Origin of the sequence: Vibrio owensii (assembly GCF_002021755.1) — a bacterium.
GTDB lineage: Bacteria > Pseudomonadota > Gammaproteobacteria > Enterobacterales > Vibrionaceae > Vibrio > Vibrio owensii.
In genome coordinates this window covers 2,180,271-2,196,775 of record NZ_CP019959.1, presented here as the reverse complement: position 1 = coordinate 2,196,775, position 16,505 = coordinate 2,180,271, and the positions used below count along the sequence as shown (strand labels likewise).

At 46.0% G+C, this 16,505-nt stretch carries 17 protein-coding genes; 2 read left to right on the top strand and 15 right to left on the bottom strand.

The genetic code is table 11. From position 1 onward, the window contains the following. Positions 1-3 precede the first annotated feature (3 nt). Positions 4-1,404 carry a replicative DNA helicase gene (locus tag A9237_RS10035; RefSeq protein ID WP_009705526.1) on the bottom strand — a complete coding sequence of 467 codons (1,401 nt, stop codon included), beginning with the start codon at positions 1,402-1,404 and terminating at the stop codon, positions 4-6. Between the two features lie 320 nt (positions 1,405-1,724). Here A9237_RS10035 and A9237_RS10030 point away from each other — a divergent pair, with 320 nt between their 5' ends. Then, positions 1,725-2,489 carry a DUF481 domain-containing protein gene (locus tag A9237_RS10030; RefSeq protein ID WP_078608111.1) on the top strand — a complete coding sequence of 255 codons (765 nt, stop codon included), beginning with the start codon at positions 1,725-1,727 and terminating at the stop codon, positions 2,487-2,489. Positions 2,490-2,567: 78 nt separating this feature from the next. Here A9237_RS10030 and rplI read toward each other — a convergent pair whose 3' ends face one another. The 14 genes from rplI to pilM form a co-directional block, all read right to left on the bottom strand. Next, positions 2,568-3,020 carry a 50S ribosomal protein L9 gene (gene rplI / locus A9237_RS10025; protein WP_005438451.1) on the bottom strand — a complete coding sequence of 151 codons (453 nt, stop codon included), beginning with the start codon at positions 3,018-3,020 and terminating at the stop codon, positions 2,568-2,570. A 33-nt stretch (positions 3,021-3,053) separates the two neighbouring features. Further along, positions 3,054-3,281: a 30S ribosomal protein S18 gene (rpsR, locus tag A9237_RS10020; RefSeq protein ID WP_000090472.1), complete on the bottom strand. Its 228-nt coding sequence runs from the start codon at positions 3,279-3,281 to the stop codon at positions 3,054-3,056. 16 nt (positions 3,282-3,297) lie between these two features. Next, the gene (gene priB / locus A9237_RS10015; protein WP_005438449.1) at positions 3,298-3,600 is read right to left on the bottom strand and encodes a primosomal replication protein N; all 303 of its coding nucleotides are present in this window, start codon (positions 3,598-3,600) and stop codon (positions 3,298-3,300) included. 8 nt (positions 3,601-3,608) lie between these two features. Then, positions 3,609-3,998: a 30S ribosomal protein S6 gene (gene rpsF / locus A9237_RS10010; RefSeq protein WP_005438446.1), complete on the bottom strand. Its 390-nt coding sequence runs from the start codon at positions 3,996-3,998 to the stop codon at positions 3,609-3,611. Positions 3,999-4,227: 229 nt separating this feature from the next. Beyond that, positions 4,228-4,899, bottom strand: a complete 672-nt coding sequence (gene rpe, locus A9237_RS10005) for a ribulose-phosphate 3-epimerase (protein ID WP_005438444.1) — start codon at positions 4,897-4,899, stop codon at positions 4,228-4,230. Positions 4,900-4,999: 100 nt separating this feature from the next. Further along, a complete protein-coding gene (locus tag A9237_RS10000) occupies positions 5,000-5,839 on the bottom strand; it encodes a Dam family site-specific DNA-(adenine-N6)-methyltransferase (protein ID WP_020196767.1) in 840 nt (279 codons plus the stop codon). Between the two features lie 69 nt (positions 5,840-5,908). Continuing rightward, a complete protein-coding gene (locus tag A9237_RS09995) occupies positions 5,909-7,402 on the bottom strand; it encodes an SPOR domain-containing protein (protein ID WP_078608110.1) in 1,494 nt (497 codons plus the stop codon). Between the two features lie 53 nt (positions 7,403-7,455). Further along, entirely contained in the window at positions 7,456-8,556 is a 1,101-nt protein-coding gene (aroB, locus tag A9237_RS09990) for a 3-dehydroquinate synthase (RefSeq protein WP_005438436.1), read from the bottom strand. 31 nt (positions 8,557-8,587) lie between these two features. Then, positions 8,588-9,106, bottom strand: a complete 519-nt coding sequence (gene aroK, locus A9237_RS09985) for a shikimate kinase AroK (RefSeq protein ID WP_005438434.1) — start codon at positions 9,104-9,106, stop codon at positions 8,588-8,590. Between the two features lie 189 nt (positions 9,107-9,295). Continuing rightward, a complete protein-coding gene (locus A9237_RS09980) occupies positions 9,296-11,044 on the bottom strand; it encodes a type IV pilus secretin PilQ (RefSeq protein WP_039988233.1) in 1,749 nt (582 codons plus the stop codon). Positions 11,045-11,078: 34 nt separating this feature from the next. Beyond that, positions 11,079-11,594 (bottom strand): pilus assembly protein PilP, encoded by a 516-nt coding sequence (locus A9237_RS09975; protein ID WP_078608109.1) that lies wholly within the window; start codon positions 11,592-11,594, stop codon positions 11,079-11,081. Then, positions 11,584-12,177, bottom strand: coding sequence for a type IV pilus inner membrane component PilO (locus A9237_RS09970; RefSeq protein ID WP_078608108.1), 594 nt, complete (start codon positions 12,175-12,177; stop codon positions 11,584-11,586). Before A9237_RS09970 ends, A9237_RS09975 begins: the two co-directional genes overlap by 11 nt. After that, the gene (locus A9237_RS09965; protein WP_078608107.1) at positions 12,170-12,748 is read right to left on the bottom strand and encodes a PilN domain-containing protein; all 579 of its coding nucleotides are present in this window, start codon (positions 12,746-12,748) and stop codon (positions 12,170-12,172) included. Before A9237_RS09965 ends, A9237_RS09970 begins: the two co-directional genes overlap by 8 nt. Next, positions 12,732-13,748 carry a type IV pilus biogenesis protein PilM gene (gene pilM / locus A9237_RS09960; protein WP_045412016.1) on the bottom strand — a complete coding sequence of 339 codons (1,017 nt, stop codon included), beginning with the start codon at positions 13,746-13,748 and terminating at the stop codon, positions 12,732-12,734. Before pilM ends, A9237_RS09965 begins: the two co-directional genes overlap by 17 nt. A 178-nt stretch (positions 13,749-13,926) precedes the next feature. On the opposite strand from pilM, the gene A9237_RS09955 reads away from it, so the two are divergent. Beyond that, positions 13,927-16,497 carry a penicillin-binding protein 1A gene (locus A9237_RS09955; protein WP_041061315.1) on the top strand — a complete coding sequence of 857 codons (2,571 nt, stop codon included), beginning with the start codon at positions 13,927-13,929 and terminating at the stop codon, positions 16,495-16,497. The last annotated feature ends 8 nt before the right edge of the window (positions 16,498-16,505 follow it).

Here is a 16,505-nt window from a genome sequence, read left to right as displayed (position 1 = left end):
GCATTACTCATCATCGATATCAAATGCAGGACCCGCGTAGTTATCGAAACGCGAGTGTTGGCCTTGGAATGTTAAGCGAACCGAACCGATAGGACCGTTACGTTGCTTACCAATAATGATTTCTGCCGTGCCTTTGTATGGGCTGTCAGGATGGTAAACCTCGTCACGGTAAATGAACATGATCAAGTCGGCATCCTGCTCGATAGAGCCCGATTCACGCAAGTCCGAGTTAACTGGGCGTTTGTCGGCACGTTGCTCTAGGGAACGGTTTAGCTGCGATAGTGCTACCACAGGAACGTTCAATTCTTTCGCCAGAGCTTTCAGAGAGCGCGAAATTTCCGCAATCTCCAAGGTACGGTTATCAGAGAGAGCAGGAACACGCATTAGCTGAAGGTAGTCGACCATGATCATCGACAGACCACCATGTTCACGCGCCACACGACGAGCACGGGAACGTACTTCGGTTGGCGTTAGGCCTGAACTATCATCGATGTACATGTTTTTCTTCTGCATTAGGATACCCATAGTAGAAGAAATACGAGCCCAATCTTCATCATCAAGCTGACCAGTACGGATCTTGGTTTGGTCAACACGAGATAGGGACGCAAGCATACGCATCATCAACTGTTCGGCCGGCATCTCTAGCGAGAAGATCAGTACCGGTTTGTCTTGGTCCATCGCCGCGTTTTCACACAAGTTCATCGCAAAAGTGGTTTTACCCATCGATGGACGTGCCGCAACGATAACCAAATCAGAACCTTGTAGACCCGCCGTTTTTTTATTGAGGTCGTTGAAGCCAGTGTTCACACCTGTCACACCATCTTGAGGTGTTTTGTATAGCATCTCGATACGCTCTAGCGTTTTCTCGAGAATGTTATCGACGTTTTGTGGGCCTTCGTTTTCGCTAGTACGAGATTCTGCAATGGCGAAAACTTTACTCTCCGCCATATCAATTAAGTCTTCTGAGCTTCGACCTTGTGGATCATAACCAGCGTCCGCAATTTCATTTGCAACACCGATCAGGCCGCGCACGATTGCACGCTCCGCTACGATGTCCGCGTAAGCGTTGATGTTCGCTGCACTTGGTGTGTTTTTCGCAAGATCCGCAAGGTACGCAAAGCCACCCACGTCTTCCAATTGTTCGTGACGCTCTAGGTGCTCAGACAAGGTGATCAAGTCGAGAGGCTTACCCTGTTCAAGAATGGTTTTAACGCCTTCGAAAATGAGACGATGAGGACGGCTATAGAAATCACTGCTCACAACACGCTCAGCGACCGTGTCCCAACGTTCATTGTCCAGTAAGAGACCACCAATTACTGATTGCTCGGCTTCTAGCGAGTGAGGTGGCACTTTGATTGCGTCGACCTGACTGTCTGAAGGTTTGCGATTTCTGTTTTCCGCCATGACTTTGCTCGATAACTACTAATGACCCGAGATTATAACCTTAAACTTAGCCAAGATGCTTCCCTGAAGCGACAATTACTTGTTAAGAATTCAACAAGTGAATGGCTAAGAATTCGCTTTTTATGGTGCGAAATTACTCGATTGCGGTAGAATCTCCCCAATTCATGCTGAAACAGACAGTTAATTAAGTTTGATGCGCAAATGAGAACGCCCACCACGCTTCTCCGGCTTAGGTCTAATAAAAATTAACCTATCATTGACCCAATAAAACATCTGTATCAGTATCATGCCCCTCCTTTTTAATTACGTTCGAGGTATTTGTGTCCCGATACTGGTTACTTGGCTTTAGCTTACTTTGCACGGGAGCATCGTACGCTGAAGAATCAGTACAGCCAGAGCAAGAAATTAAAGTGCCCGACCCTCTACAAACTGAGGTCGAGTTCGGCTATCAAGCTCACACAGGTAACACGGACTCTCGTTCCCTGAATGCTCGTCTGAGTGCTGAATACACTTCTGGTCGTCACCGTTCTTACGGCGAATGGAAGTACTACAACCTATATAAAGATGGGGAAGAAGATAAACGCTCTTCTACCTATACTGCGCAAAGCGACTACAAGTTAGGTCCAAAAACTTACTTGTACGGGAGCTTTAAAGGGGTTGATTCACGCTACAGTGCTTACTTTAAAGATTACACATTTTCTGGCGGTTTGGGTTACCAGTTCGCTTATACAGAAAAGTTTACTTTGGAAGCGGAGATCGGCCCTGGTTTTCGTTACCAAGAACCAAACTTAGATGAGATTGATGACGACGACATTGTCTTTCCAGACATCGTTCAGGAAGGGATCTTGCGTAGTAACATCAATACTACTTGGCAAGCTTTAGATAACTTAAGTCTCTCTGCCGATATCACTTTAGTAGCAGGTAAAAGCAACACTCGTGTTGATAGTGACCTGAGTGTGACCAACGACATTACCGAAGACATTGCTCTTAAATTAGCGCACTCTCGCCAATATCACGATAAAGTGCCAGAGGGCTTGAGCAAGGCGGATAGTGTGTTTTCCGTCAACCTTTTGTTTGCCTTCTAAGTCCAGCTTTTCATATTATTCAGACATAAAAAAAGCACCTCCTAAGAGGTGCTTTTTACTATTTCGCTTGGTACTGAATTACTCAGCAGCAACAACTTGTACGTTCACAGTAGCGAAAACTTCTGAGTGAAGTTGAACGCTGATCTCGAACTCACCAGTGTTACGTAGAGCACCTTCAGGAAGGCGAACTTCGCTCTTAGCAACTTCAACGCCTGCAGCTGTGATAGCGTCAGCGATGTCACGAGTACCGATAGAACCGAATAGTTTACCTTCGTCACCAGCTTTAGAAGCGATAACAACTGCTTCTAGAGCGTTAACTTTCTCAGCACGTGCTTCAGCAGCTGTTAGTTGCTCAGCAACTTTAGCTTCTAGTTCAGCGCGACGAGCTTCGAACATTTCAACGTTGCCTTTAGTTGCCATAACTGCTTTACCTTGAGGGATAAGGAAGTTACGAGCGTAGCCAGACTTAACGTTTACTGTATCGCCAAGACCACCTAGGTTACCGATTTTATCAAGTAGAATAACTTGCATTGTTTAATCCTCTTTCTTAATAAAACGAACCGATTACTGATGCTTGTCAGTGTACGGTAGTAGAGCTAGGTAGCGAGAACGCTTGATAGCGCGAGCTAGTTGACGCTGGTACTTAGCGCTTGTACCAGTGATACGGCTAGGTACGATTTTACCAGCTTCAGTGATGTAGTTTTTAAGAGTTGCTACGTCTTTGTAATCAATCTCTTGTACGCCTTCTGCAGTGAAACGGCAGAATTTACGACGACGGAAGAAACGAGCCATGGGCTATCTCCTGATCTTAAATTTGAGTAATGTTGTCGGCGTGTAACACTAATTTACCAACGCCATTTCGGCCGGTCTGATAAGCGACAAAACCGCCTACCTTAATGTTACTGCCTTGTACTAAATTCTGAGTTAATGCTTGTGACCCAAGCCCACTAACTACTACCGGCATTCGACAATAAACTTGTCGTGGTAGATTAGCTTCGATAACAGTAGAGCGATGCTCTAGCCAAAATCGACAGTGTTCAATGCCACCAGGGCTTTTACTACGAATGGGCGGTTTGGCAATGGTGCCACTCAGCTCCATTCGATTGGTCATAAGAAATATTACTCAGCAGCTGCTTCTGGCTTAGCTTCAGCACGCTCTTCGCGACGAGGAGCACGCTCTGCACGCTCTTCTTTCTGCTTAAGCATGATAGATTGCTCAGTGATAGCCGCTTTAGTACGCATGATCATGTTACGTAGAACTGCATCGTTGAAACGGAAAGCAGTTTCTAGTTCGTCGATCACTTCTTGGCCAGCTTCAACGTTCATTAGAACGTAGTGAGCTTTGTGAAGCTTGTTGATTGGGTAAGCCAGTTGACGACGGCCCCAGTCTTCTAGACGGTGGATTTTACCGCCAGCTTCAGTGATTGAACCAGTGTAACGCTCGATCATGCCAGCAACTTGCTCGCTTTGATCAGGGTGCACCATGAATACGATTTCGTAATGACGCATTGGTTGCTCCTTACGGATTATTAGCTTCCACGATTGGCTCGGTCGTCCAGAGGAAGCAAGGAACTAAAGAAAAATGACCGAGAATTAAGGAAGACGGATAGTACAGAAAGGAAGCAAAATAGGCAAGTGATTATTTACGTCGCGCTGGCGATATTTTCTTCGCTCTGGTCCTAGCTACGACAAAGGCTGCCAACAAGGTGGCAGCCTTTTAAGATTAGGGCTTCAATGCTTATTTTGCTTTTGCTAGCTCGTCACGCATTTGGTCGATCACTTGCTTGTAATCTGGGTGACCGAAAATCGCCGAACCCGCAACAAACATGTCTGCACCCGCTTCTGCGATTTCACGAATATTATCCACTTTCACACCACCATCAATCTCTAGGCGGATGTCACGGCCAGACTCGTCGATCATCTTACGTACTGCGCGCAGTTTATCTAGCGTGTGAGGGATAAATGATTGACCACCAAAGCCAGGGTTAACTGACATTAGAAGAATTAGGTCAACTTTATCCATGATGAATTCAAGGTGCGACAACGGCGTTGCTGGGTTAAGCACCACACCTGCCTTACAGCCGTGCTCTTTAATCAACTGTAGTGTACGGTCAACGTGTTCTGATGCTTCCACATGGAAAGTAATCATCGATGCACCCGCTTTCGCGAAGTCAGGGATGATGCGGTCTACAGGTTTCACCATTAGGTGAACATCGATTGGAGCGGTAATGCCGTAGTCACGAAGCGCTTTACAGATTGGCGCACCAAAAGTCAGGTTTGGTACGTAGTGGTTATCCATCACATCGAAATGCACCACATCCGCACCCGCTGCGAGTACTTTTTCTACGTCTTCACCTAGACGAGCAAAATCAGCCGATAAAATGGATGGAGCAATAAGAAAATCTTTCATACCTGACCTCAATAGTGGCGAGCAAACAACAAACAATGTTGCGCGCAATTCTACCGAAGCCAGTCAGGATATCCACTATTTAGACACAATAGTGTGAGAATTATGAGTCTGAATTATCCGTGTCGGAAGCACGGAAGAGAGCAAGCAGTTCATCGACTTTATTGCGTCCGCTTCCATTGCGACTGATGGTTCGCTTCACTTTGACCACATTCAATTCTGCACCGTGATATAGACGACGCGTCAATGTGGTGTCGTGATTTGAAATCAGAACGGGAATGCCGCGTTCGGTCGCTGCTTTCTCCGCGATGTCAGCCAGTGCCGCTTGGTCATCAAGCGTGAAGCCGTTACCTGCGTAAGAAGTAAAGTTAGCCGTATTCGACAGAGGTGCGTACGGAGGATCACAATAGACCACACTTCCCTTGCGCGCTCGACGGAAAGTCTCTGGGTAGCCTTCACATACGAAGGTCGCCTTCTTCGCTTTTTCAGCAAAGAATTCCAATTCAGCTTCTGGGAAGTAAGGCTTTTTATATGAACCAAACGGCACGTTGAAACCGCCCTTCTTGTTATAACGACACAAGCCATTAAAACCGAAACGGTTCATATATAAGAACGCCAATGAGCGGTACATCACGTCGTCAGTTTTATTAAACTCAGCGCGAATGCTCAAATAAGCTTCTTTGCGGTTATTCTCTGCAACAAACCAACGCTTCGCTTCGGAGATGTAATCCTCAGGGCGCTCTTTCAGTAGGTTGTAGAGATTAATCAGGTCGGGGTTGATGTCCGCCAGCAAGTAGTGGTCATAGTCGGTATTAAGAAATACCGAGCCAGCACCAACAAAAGGTTCAACTAGCTTTCGAGCCGGTGGCAAATGACGTTGGATGTCTTCAACCAGACCGTATTTTCCTCCTGCCCACTTAAGAAAGGCTCGTTGCTTTTTCATCTACTGCTCTATCTATCGACCAAAAATTAAGGCTGCGGAATGTAACATATTTTTCAACGAAGCTCAGGATTATTTCACGCGATCAATTTCACGATGTACCTGACCCAAGGATTTTGCCCAAGGACTCACCGATTTAAGCGCATCTGGTAGGCTCTCTACCGCGTCTCGAGCGAGCTGGATAGTCGGGTAATCTTGATAGGTGATGATGTACCATTCTGTTCCACTGCGCACGGTCGGGTAAATTCTTACTTTTCCGTTCAGGTCGTACTCGTCAAGGAAGGTTTGCACATCTTCCATTGCCGTCATCGCCCCTAATTGCAATGTATAAGCGCGTGGTGATAACGCTTTTAGCTCTTCACGAGCAAAAGAGAACTTCACGATAGGCTTCGTTGAATTTGCTTGTGTTGCCTTAGGTTGTTCGCCTGTTTGCACGACGTTAATCAATGAAGAGTTCGAACTGCTCTGTGCTTGAGGCACTGATTCTTCCACAACTTGTTTGATTTCATCGGTATTGGCTTCTTCAGGTTTACCTTCAAGTAAGGCGTCCACCACATCCGACTCAATCACAACACGTTGCTGTTTATCTTCAGTACCAACACTTGCAACTTCCTCTGTCACGGCCGGCGGCAATGAATCTGAATCGTCCGTTGCACCAGCAAGCTCTGTCGTATCTGACGCGTCACTGATTGCGGAATCTGCGCTGCTGGTTTGAACTTCGGGCTCGGTTAGGGTTGGAATGGCAGTTTGCTCAATCGTACCTGTGATTTGCTGTGCTTTGTCGTCTGGGCTTGGCTGATTGTACATCCACCAATAACCACCAGCGGCCAACAATAACAGCACCAAAACAACCAACGCGATATTAAGGGGTGAGCCTACAATTGAGCGGATAATGATCCTTTTTTCCACTTTCATCTCTCCTAACGCCATGATGTCTCCCGGAATCGGGTCGACTTTCTTAAATGCATCTCGAACGCGTTTTTCAGACTCATCGTCAACATATCGAATCACCAAAGATTCAAAGAAACGACGCGCTTCGGCTTCTGACAACATCTCAATATCAAGCTCAACCGGCTTGAGCTCTTGCCCGTAACTAATACGCGACAATACCGATTCCAAACGTCCACTTTGAGTGAACAGTAAGATGTTGATTTTCCATTTTGGATTCGCTTGTGCAGCTAGCACTAGCATCCATAATTCTGAAACTAGGGTTTCACTCAGCAAATGAGCGTCATCAACCACAATGGCGATGTCACACACTTCATCACCCAAGATACGCTCTAAGCTATCAAGCAATGTATCTTGTTGATTGAATAAGGCATCGGAAACTATCTGGCTCAAGATGAGCATACGACGTTGCACATCATCTTGATTGGAATGACAAAGTAACAAACATTGGTTTTTGTTACTTGCACCGAGTTCAAGGTATCGCTGTGCCATCCAAGATTTTCCATATCCGGATTGGCCATTCACGGCGATCAAATTAGAACCAAAGTTGGTTAATAAGCTTAATCTGTCTAGTAACTCGGTTTGTGAATCCAATTCAAGAACGTGAGCAAAACTCATCTAAATAACCTTAATAAACTACAAGAATGACGCCCTAAGGCGCCATTACAAGGTTAAATGTCACGACCAAAGTCGATAGCTTGTTTGATGATATCTTGAGGTGTATCCGCAATGACTTCGGCACTACCAATTCCAGTAGGCAACACTAAGCGCAGCTGACCAGACAAGACTTTCTTATCACGCATCATGTGCGTCATAAAGTCATCAAAACTCATCGACTCTGGCGTATGCACTGGCAGTTTAGCACGGCGCATAATGGTAATAATGCGATCCAGCTGCTCTTGCGAAATAAGTCCACGTAAGTGCGAAGCTTTCGCCGCCATCACTGTGCCAGATGACACCGCTTCACCGTGAAGCCAATTGCCATAACCTAGCTCAGCCTCAATAGCATGACCGAAGGTATGACCAAGATTCAACAGCGCTCGTATGCCTGACTCTTTTTCATCAAGAGCCACAACTTCTGCTTTGATTTCACAGCAACGTGCGATGGCATAAGTCAGTGCTTCTTCATCCAGTGCGTACAGTCGGTCGAGATTCTCTTCCAGCCAATCAAAGAAATCCGCATCATAAATAATGCCGTATTTGATCACTTCGGCAATGCCCGCTGCGAACTCGCGTTCAGGAAGCGTTGATAAGCAGTTGGTATCAATGATAACGGCTTTGGGTTGGTAGAAAGCACCAATCATGTTTTTGCCTAGTGGGTGGTTAACTGCGGTTTTACCACCAACAGATGAATCCACTTGAGACAACAATGTGGTTGGGATCTGGATGAAATCCACACCACGTTGGTAACATGCAGACGCGAATCCAACGAGATCGCCAATAACACCGCCACCTAACGCAATAATCACTACATCACGTGCGTAACTCCCCTCTAGCAGGAAGTTCATGACTTGATTAAACGTGTCTAGGCTTTTGTATTGCTCACCATCAGGCAATTCAAGTAATGAGGCATCACAACCGAGCTGTTCAAGCTGACCAAGAATTTTTTCCGCATACAGTGGAGCAACCGTGACATTACTGATCACGACAACTTTCTGATTTGCGTTTTTGTTTGAAAGAATTTGAGAAAGGTACGCCGGGTCTTCAAATAACCCGGCGCCAATTGAGATTGGGTAGCTACGCTCTGCTAGATTGACCGTAATCCGTTCCATCGGTGTGCTCCAATTTGAAAAAGATAAATGCTTATCTCTCTTCTAGCATTTTTACGATCTGGTTGGCTACCACTTTTGCACTCTGATCGTCAGTACGAACCGTGTAATCCGCTACTTCTTCGTATAGAGGGTTACGTTCGCCTGCCAAACTTTCCAATACTTCACGAGGGTTGTCAGTTTGAAGTAGAGGACGCTTCTTGTCGCGGTTAGTACGAGCAAGTTGCTTTTCAATAGTCGTTTCTAGGTAAACAACAACACCACGTGCAGAAAGGCGATTGCGGTTTTCTTTGCTCTTCACAGAACCACCGCCGGTTGCTAGCACGATGCCTTGCTCTTGAGTCAGGTCTTCAAGTACTGCTTCTTCGCGTTTGCGGAAGCCGTCTTCACCTTCTACATCAAAAACCCAAGAGATGTCTGCACCAGTGCGTTCTTCAATCACTGTATCAGAGTCCACGAACTCCATATGCAGCTGCTGTGCTAGATGTCTACCAATTGTACTTTTGCCGGCGCCCATTGGGCCAACAAGGAAAATATTACGTTTCTCAGCCATATTTAGCGGTAATTTACAACGTTAATTCAATAAGATCGCCACAAGAAAACACAGCCAAACTGCTGTTTCACAAGGCTTGTGGCACCAATTCCTCACAGATAATTCGTGATAAGACCCGAAATTATCCAAGCATGGTGCCACTAATGCAACTTTATTTTTGATCTAATCGATTTTTTACTCACTGAGCGCCTACTGAATCACAACTTTAGGCGTGACAAAAATCAACAGTTCACTTTTGCCGACATTTTCATAACTTCGACGAAAAAGTGCCCCTAACAGCGGTAAATCACCTAATAAAGGCACCTTATCGACGGAGTTTGTGATGCTATGTTGAAAAATACCACCCAACACAACCGTTTCACCGTTATTGACTAAAACTTGTGTGCCAATGCGTTGAGTATCGATCGCGACCGCTTCACCAGTGCCTGTTTTTACAACTTGACCCGGTCTATCTTGCGTAACGCTCAAATCCAACACTAAACGATTGTCAGGGGTAATCTGTGGTGTCACTTTTAAGCTCAATACGGCTTTTTTGAACGTGACAGACGTTGCGCCACTGGAAGAAGACTCAAGGTACGGGATTTCGGTACCTTGCTCGATATAAGCAGGCTTCTTGTTAGTGGTAATCAATCGCGGGCTCGAAATAATCTCTGCCTTGGATTCTTGTTGCAGCGCAGAAAGCTCTAAATCAAGCAGTGTGTCTGAGCCTAACTTCGCAACTTGGAAAGCAAGACTGGTCGCATTCGGGCTGGTTGCAGCCAAGTTCACGTTTAGGAAGTCATCAATACCAACACTGCTGCCACCATCTTCACCTTCGCCATCACCGCCGCCATCGTAAAGGCCGATTGTCGCAAGGTTATTCTCAATCGAACCACCGACGGTGTGGCTGCCGTTGATAGAGGTAAAACCCCAGCGCACACCAAGTTCGTCCATATTACCTTCATTGATGGTGACGATTCGTGCTTCAATCTGAACTTGTTTGACCGGAATATCCAAAGACTCGATGATCTCTCGGATAACCTCAATGTTCTCTGGTAGCTCTCTAATTAAGAGTGAGTTCGTCCGCTCATCAATGGTCATGCTGCCACGTTCTGAGAGCATACTGATATTGCCCTCGCCATTAATCATCTCGGCAATGTCCGACGCTTTAGCAAAGTTAACTTTGATGATCTCAGAAGAAAGCTCCCCCATCTCCTGCTCAAGTTTCTGTTTCTCTAATTGTTGCTTTTCACGCAAATCCAGTTCGTCTTTCGGCGCCACCAAAATCACGTTGCCATCAACACGCTTATCCAAGCCTTTTACTTGAAGAATGATATCGAGCACTTGCTGCCAAGGTACACCATCAAGACGCAAAGTTAAGTTGCCTTCAACGGAGTCGGATACCACTAAGTTAAATTGGTTGTAGTCGGCGATGAGTTGCAATACGTTTCGCACTGGGATGTCTTGGAAGTTAATTGAAATCAGCTTCCCTTCTTTTTCTAGAATGCTCTTATCCGGTGCTTTTTCGTTGGCTTTTATCTTACCAACTTTGATCTCTAGGTAACGCCCAGTCAGACGGTAATCGTGAGTGTATTCCTCATCAATATAAGCAACTAAACGTGTAGTTGAGGTCTCTCGAAATATTTCAATACTCTCGACGACCGTAGAAAAGTCTTTTACATCCAGAAGGTAAAGCTGGTCGTCTTTTACAGATGTGTTGAGTAAGTCGATACTCAAGCCTTCCTGTACGCGCTTGATATCAACGATTGCAGCAGGGGACGCAAGTTCTACAACAATCACGGCATCTTTGTCTTTGTTTGTACGAAAGTCGATGGTCTTTAGCGAGTTAGACTTTACTTCCTGTGCTGCTACAAAAGGGGCTAAAAGTAAAAAGAACCACAAAGAGAAGATCCCTGCTAGCTTCCTTGGTGTCAGTGTTAATCCTTGTCTCATTTTCATCATTACTCAATATCAAAAATAAATGCTGCTATGCCTATCTCAAAGCCAACTTAACTTTGCGCTTTTGCCAACACCCTAAACCGTCGGGTAAGGTTTCATTAATTAATAAATAGTTGTGGGATACGTGGGTCACCTTGCCATTGTTACGACCAAGGTACTGACCCGGCTTCACCTTATAAACGGTGCCATTTGGTGCTTGGACCAAACCAGAAACATTGCTCCCCATCCCCATAACACCTTTTAAGCGCAGTTTATTGAGAGGAAAGCGTTCTAACTTACCTACCCGCTTTCTTGATGGCGGTTGCCAACAATCTTGTCTGGCCAAAGGTTGAGTGGCGATGGTGGCTTCTTTAGGAAGCTCAAAAGGCGCACGTAGAATCTCGGGCTCATAACCGATGACAACATAGTCTTCAGCGGGCTGTAATTTGGCGACGTCACGGCGTGCTTGGTTTTCTACACCACGAATAAAGTCTGTCAGTGATTCATCATTGGCTTGGCAACCCGCTAGCGCCCCTGCAATACAAACCATCAGCAAAGATTTATTTCGCATCTTTCTTTTCCTCTGGTTTGAACTGGTAGGTATTCGCTTTTACACGGAAGTGCAAAGTTTCACTCTCTTGACTCACTCGTTGCCAAGTCACGTCTTTAAACGTGATGATGCGCGGCAACGTGGCGATGGCTTGAGAGAAACGGCCGATATCATGAAAGTCTCCAGTGAGTTCAATATTCAGCGGCAAACGATAAAGAAAGTGCTCTGACTGTTTCTCCCCCCAGTCAATGCGGGTAAATGTCAGTTTGTTATCGATGCCCAGTTCATTCACCGAAGCCAGCATGGTGGCCAGCTCTTTTTGCGCAGGTAGCTGTTGCAGTAGCAGTTCGTAGCGAGTGGTGAGCTCATCGAGTTGTGATTGCAGTTGAGGCAAAGCCGCCACTTTATTGGCCTTTATTCTCAGCGCAACTTTTAAGGTTTGCTCTTCTTGAATCAAAGTGTCCAAACGCGCTTGCTCTGGTTTTAAATAGAACCAGTAACCGAAACCTTGAATCAGCAACACGAGCATTAAGAGAACCACTAACTGCGGCACCAATGGCCATTCAGCGATTTCATCCATTTCAAGGTCTTGCCAATTAACCATGCTGTTTACCTCCTTCTTTTATAGAGGCACCTTTAAACATGAAGGAGACTTTGAACGTCTGAAACTCTTTACCGAAACGCGCTTTTCCATGGACAATGGAGTGCATCTCGACATCTAACAATTTTGCCGAACGCTCCATGTTGTCGAGCATTGTCGCGAGACGCGGCGTACTGTCTGAAATTCCTGAGATCTCGATTTCGTAGTCATTCATCTTAATCTTGTCGACATACACGCCTTCAGGGATCACTGATGGCATCAAGTTCATAAACTCAGTGGTTTTATTGCGTCCGTTTTGTAACCCTTCGACGATCTTTAAACGCTCTAAGATCTTGCCGTGCTCTTGCTCAGCAATCTTCATTGCTTCAATTCGCTTATCAAGCTGAGATATATAGTGAGCTAAATAGTCTAGACGCTGTTGTTGCTGGTCTTGTTGGTATTGGTAGTACTTACCGATACCCCACTGCACGCCCAACGCAACAATCGCACCAAGAACAATCAAACCAATAAAACGTCGACGATGTTCTTCACGTTGATTTTCGCGCCAAGCGAGGAGGTTAATGTGATGCAGCATCGTCACCTCCCAACCACTGAATACCGCGTACCGCTAAACCTGCAGCTGCCGTGAAATGCTGCCAATCTGCAGCTCGGCGTTTACGTTTAGAGACTTTCATTTCAAACAAACTAAGAGGATTGAGAAGTTCACACTCTAGTGCCAATTGACTTGATAGTTCCTCAGCTAACATTGGCGTAGCCGCCCCCTCTCCGGAAAGCCAAATGCCTTTGATATCTTGGCTACCATTGAACGAGGTGTAGAGCTGCATCTGACGCTTAACACGTTCAACCATTTGTCGATTGAACTCTTCAGTTGCGGTTTGAATATCGTCACTGAGTGGATCGTGTTGAGACAAATCGTTTGTTGTGCGGGTACCGCAAGGAAACTCCTTATGGAATAACTCTCCTTGCTCGGTAAACATAGTGAAAGAGCTGCTCATCGCACCAATGTCCAACAAGCAATGCTTATTCTTTTCTGGAAAACGTTCTGCGGTTAGCTTCCATATATGACCAAGACTTTGTGAGTGCACATCCACCAGCACGGTTTTTAGGCCAGACTTTGTTAATGTCTCCACTCGGCTTTCCACCACCTCTCTGCGTGTTGCAAACACTTGGTAGCTCTCTGTGCCGCCCATCTGCTCATCCGTATCAACCTTTACAAAGTCGAGGCTGAGCTCTTCAACCGGAAAGGGAGACTGATGCGCAAAGGCTTGCATCACCGCAAATTCCTTTTCGCTTTCTTCTAGGTTCTGCTCTATTTGTAGCTTTTTGCTGATCACGGCATTGTCTGGAACCGAAATTGCGACCTTTCTAGCTCGAATTGGGAGCTCTTTTCTCATCTCTTTAAGGGTCTTTACAATTTCTTGATGATTTATGGTGTTATTTTCAGCGACAATACGTTCCTTAAGTATTATTTCTTTGTAACCCAATAAAGCGTAACTGTTGCCATTGGGTTTAAGTACCACGGCTTTGAGGCTGTTATGGCCAATATCTATGCCCGTAACTAATAGCTTATCCATCTCTACTCTCGCTCCGAAATTCCTGCGTGTGGTTGTAAATAGCACCCAGAGAATTTTCTTCGTGCAAAGGTTGTTATTAGCATCCAAATAAGAGTTAATATCTCTTATGTGCTAAATTTTTGACCTAAGAGTACAAGGGTTTGCCGTTACACAGCCTCAACCAATCAGGGATTCTCCGGTGAAGTTCATAAAGCGTTTATTATTTTTAACATTGATTTGCATAATTCTTGGAGTCACCACAATTTTTGGCTTCTATCAATACGTGAAGCCTGAATTGCCAGATGTTGCAACTCTAAAAGATGTTGAATTACAAACACCTATGCAAGTATTTAGTCAAGACGGGAAACTGATCGCACAGTTTGGTGAGAAACGCCGAATTCCTGTTACCTACGACGAAATTCCACAAGATTTGATTCACGCGCTGATTGCGACCGAAGATAGCCGCTTTTACGAGCACCCTGGTATCGACCCGATCGGTATTACTCGTGCCGCTGTCGTCGTGGCTCTATCCGGTTCTGCTAAGCAAGGTGCGAGTACCATCACTCAGCAGCTAGCACGTAACTTCTTCCTCTCCAATGAGAAGAAGATCATGCGTAAAATCAAAGAGATCTTTATTGCGATCCACATTGAACAGCTTTTGACTAAGCAAGAGATCATGGAGCTTTACGTTAACAAGATCTTCCTTGGTTACCGCTCATATGGTTTCGGTGCAGCCGCTCAGGTTTACTTTGGTAAGAGCCTGAACGAACTGACGCTAAGTGAAATCGCAACGCTTGCTGGTATGCCAAAAGCACCATCAACCATGAACCCACTCTATTCACTAGAGCGTGCGACAAACCGTCGTAATGTCGTTCTGATGCGTATGCTCGATGAGAAATACATCACTCAAGAGCAATATGACGAAGCGCGTGCTGAACCTATTGTTGCTCGTTACCACAGTGCTGAAATCGAGCTTTCTGCACCATACGTGGCTGAGCTAGCACGTTCATGGGCAGTGAAAGAGTACGGCACAGAAAAAGCATACACCTCTGGCTTGAACATCTACATGACGGTAGATTCAAAGCTGCAAGACGCAGCAAACAAAGCAGCGATCAATAACATCCTTGCTTACGATGAACGTCACGGTTACCGAGGTGCAGAAAAAGTACTTTGGAAAGAAGGTGAAAACGCTTGGGATACCGAGCAAATTGAAAAACACCTTAAGAAGCAGCCAACTTACGGCCAACTTTACCCTGCAGTCGTGACTAAAGTTGACGACAAAACTGCGCAAGTTTGGGTGAAGAACAACGATGAGCAAACCATCGCTTGGACTGGCATGAACTGGGCTCGCAAATACCTAACGGATGAACGTCAAGGTGCGGTGCCTAAATCAGCAAAACAGATTTTAGAATCAGGCCAACAAGTATGGGTTCGTGAAATCAGCACAACCGATAAAGAAGGCAACACCGTTAACAGCTGGAAGCTAAGCCAAGTACCAAGTGCCAACACTGCATTTGTGGCAATGAACCCAGAAAACGGTGCAGTACTTTCTCTGGTTGGTGGTTTCAACTTCGTTCACAGCAAGTTTAACCGTGCGACCATGTCTGTGCGTCAGGTTGGTTCAAGTATCAAACCTTTCATCTACTCAGCAGCACTAAACAAAGGTTTAACGCTTGCTTCGCTTGTTAACGATGCACCAATCAACAAGTGGGATGCTGGTTCTGGTTCAGCATGGCGTCCGAAGAACTCGCCACCGACTTACATCGGCCCTACCCGACTACGTATCGGTCTTGCACAATCTAAGAACGTTATGGCGGTTCGTACGCTACGTGAAGTTGGCTTAGACGAAACCCGCGAATACCTAACTCGCTTTGGCTTTGATATTGACCAAGTGCCACGCTCAGAAACTATCGCGCTTGGTGCTGGTAGCTTAACGCCAATGAAAGTGGCGCAAGGCTACTCGGTGTTTGCGAATGGCGGTTACTATGTAGAACCGTTCTACATTGACCATGTTGAAGACTCGTTCGGTGAAGTGTTGTTTAAGGCAAACCCGAAAGTCATCTGCCAACAAGATTGTCCTCAAATGGAAACACACGTTCCTGCAGAAGATAAGTTTGCTGCTGAATTTGGCGAGCAAGACGTCGCGACAGAGAACATCGCTCCAGACAACGCACTTGAAAACGACACGCCGCAATACGCGAAACAAGTTATCTCAGCGCAAAACGCATTCCTGATGCGTGAAATGATGTACAGCAACATCTGGGGTGGCGGTAGCTGGCGTGATGGTACGGGTTGGAACGGTACTGGCTGGCGTGCACAAAAGCTTGAGCGTCGTGACATTGGTGGCAAAACCGGTACAACCAACGATTCGAAAGACACTTGGTACAACGGTTACGGCCCTGGCATCGTTGCGATTGCATGGGTTGGCTTCGATGATCACTCTCGTACACTAGGCCGCACAACAGTAAACAGCAACCTAGGTAAAGGCCAGATCTCTGGCGCTGAATCTGGTGCGAAAACGGCTGAGCCTGCGTGGATTGACTTCATGCGCGTTGCTCTTGAAGGTACTCCACAACAAGGTAAGAACATCCCTGGTGACATCGTACGTGTTCGTATCGACCGTGATAGCGGCCTACTGACACACAAAGTCGACGGTTCATCGATGTTTGAGTACTTCGAGAAGGGAACTGAGCCTACGGAGTACGTAGGTAACAGCCTTGAAGATAGCATCTACTCAGGTGGTGGCAGCGGTTCAGAAGAGCTGTTCTAACCTCATCA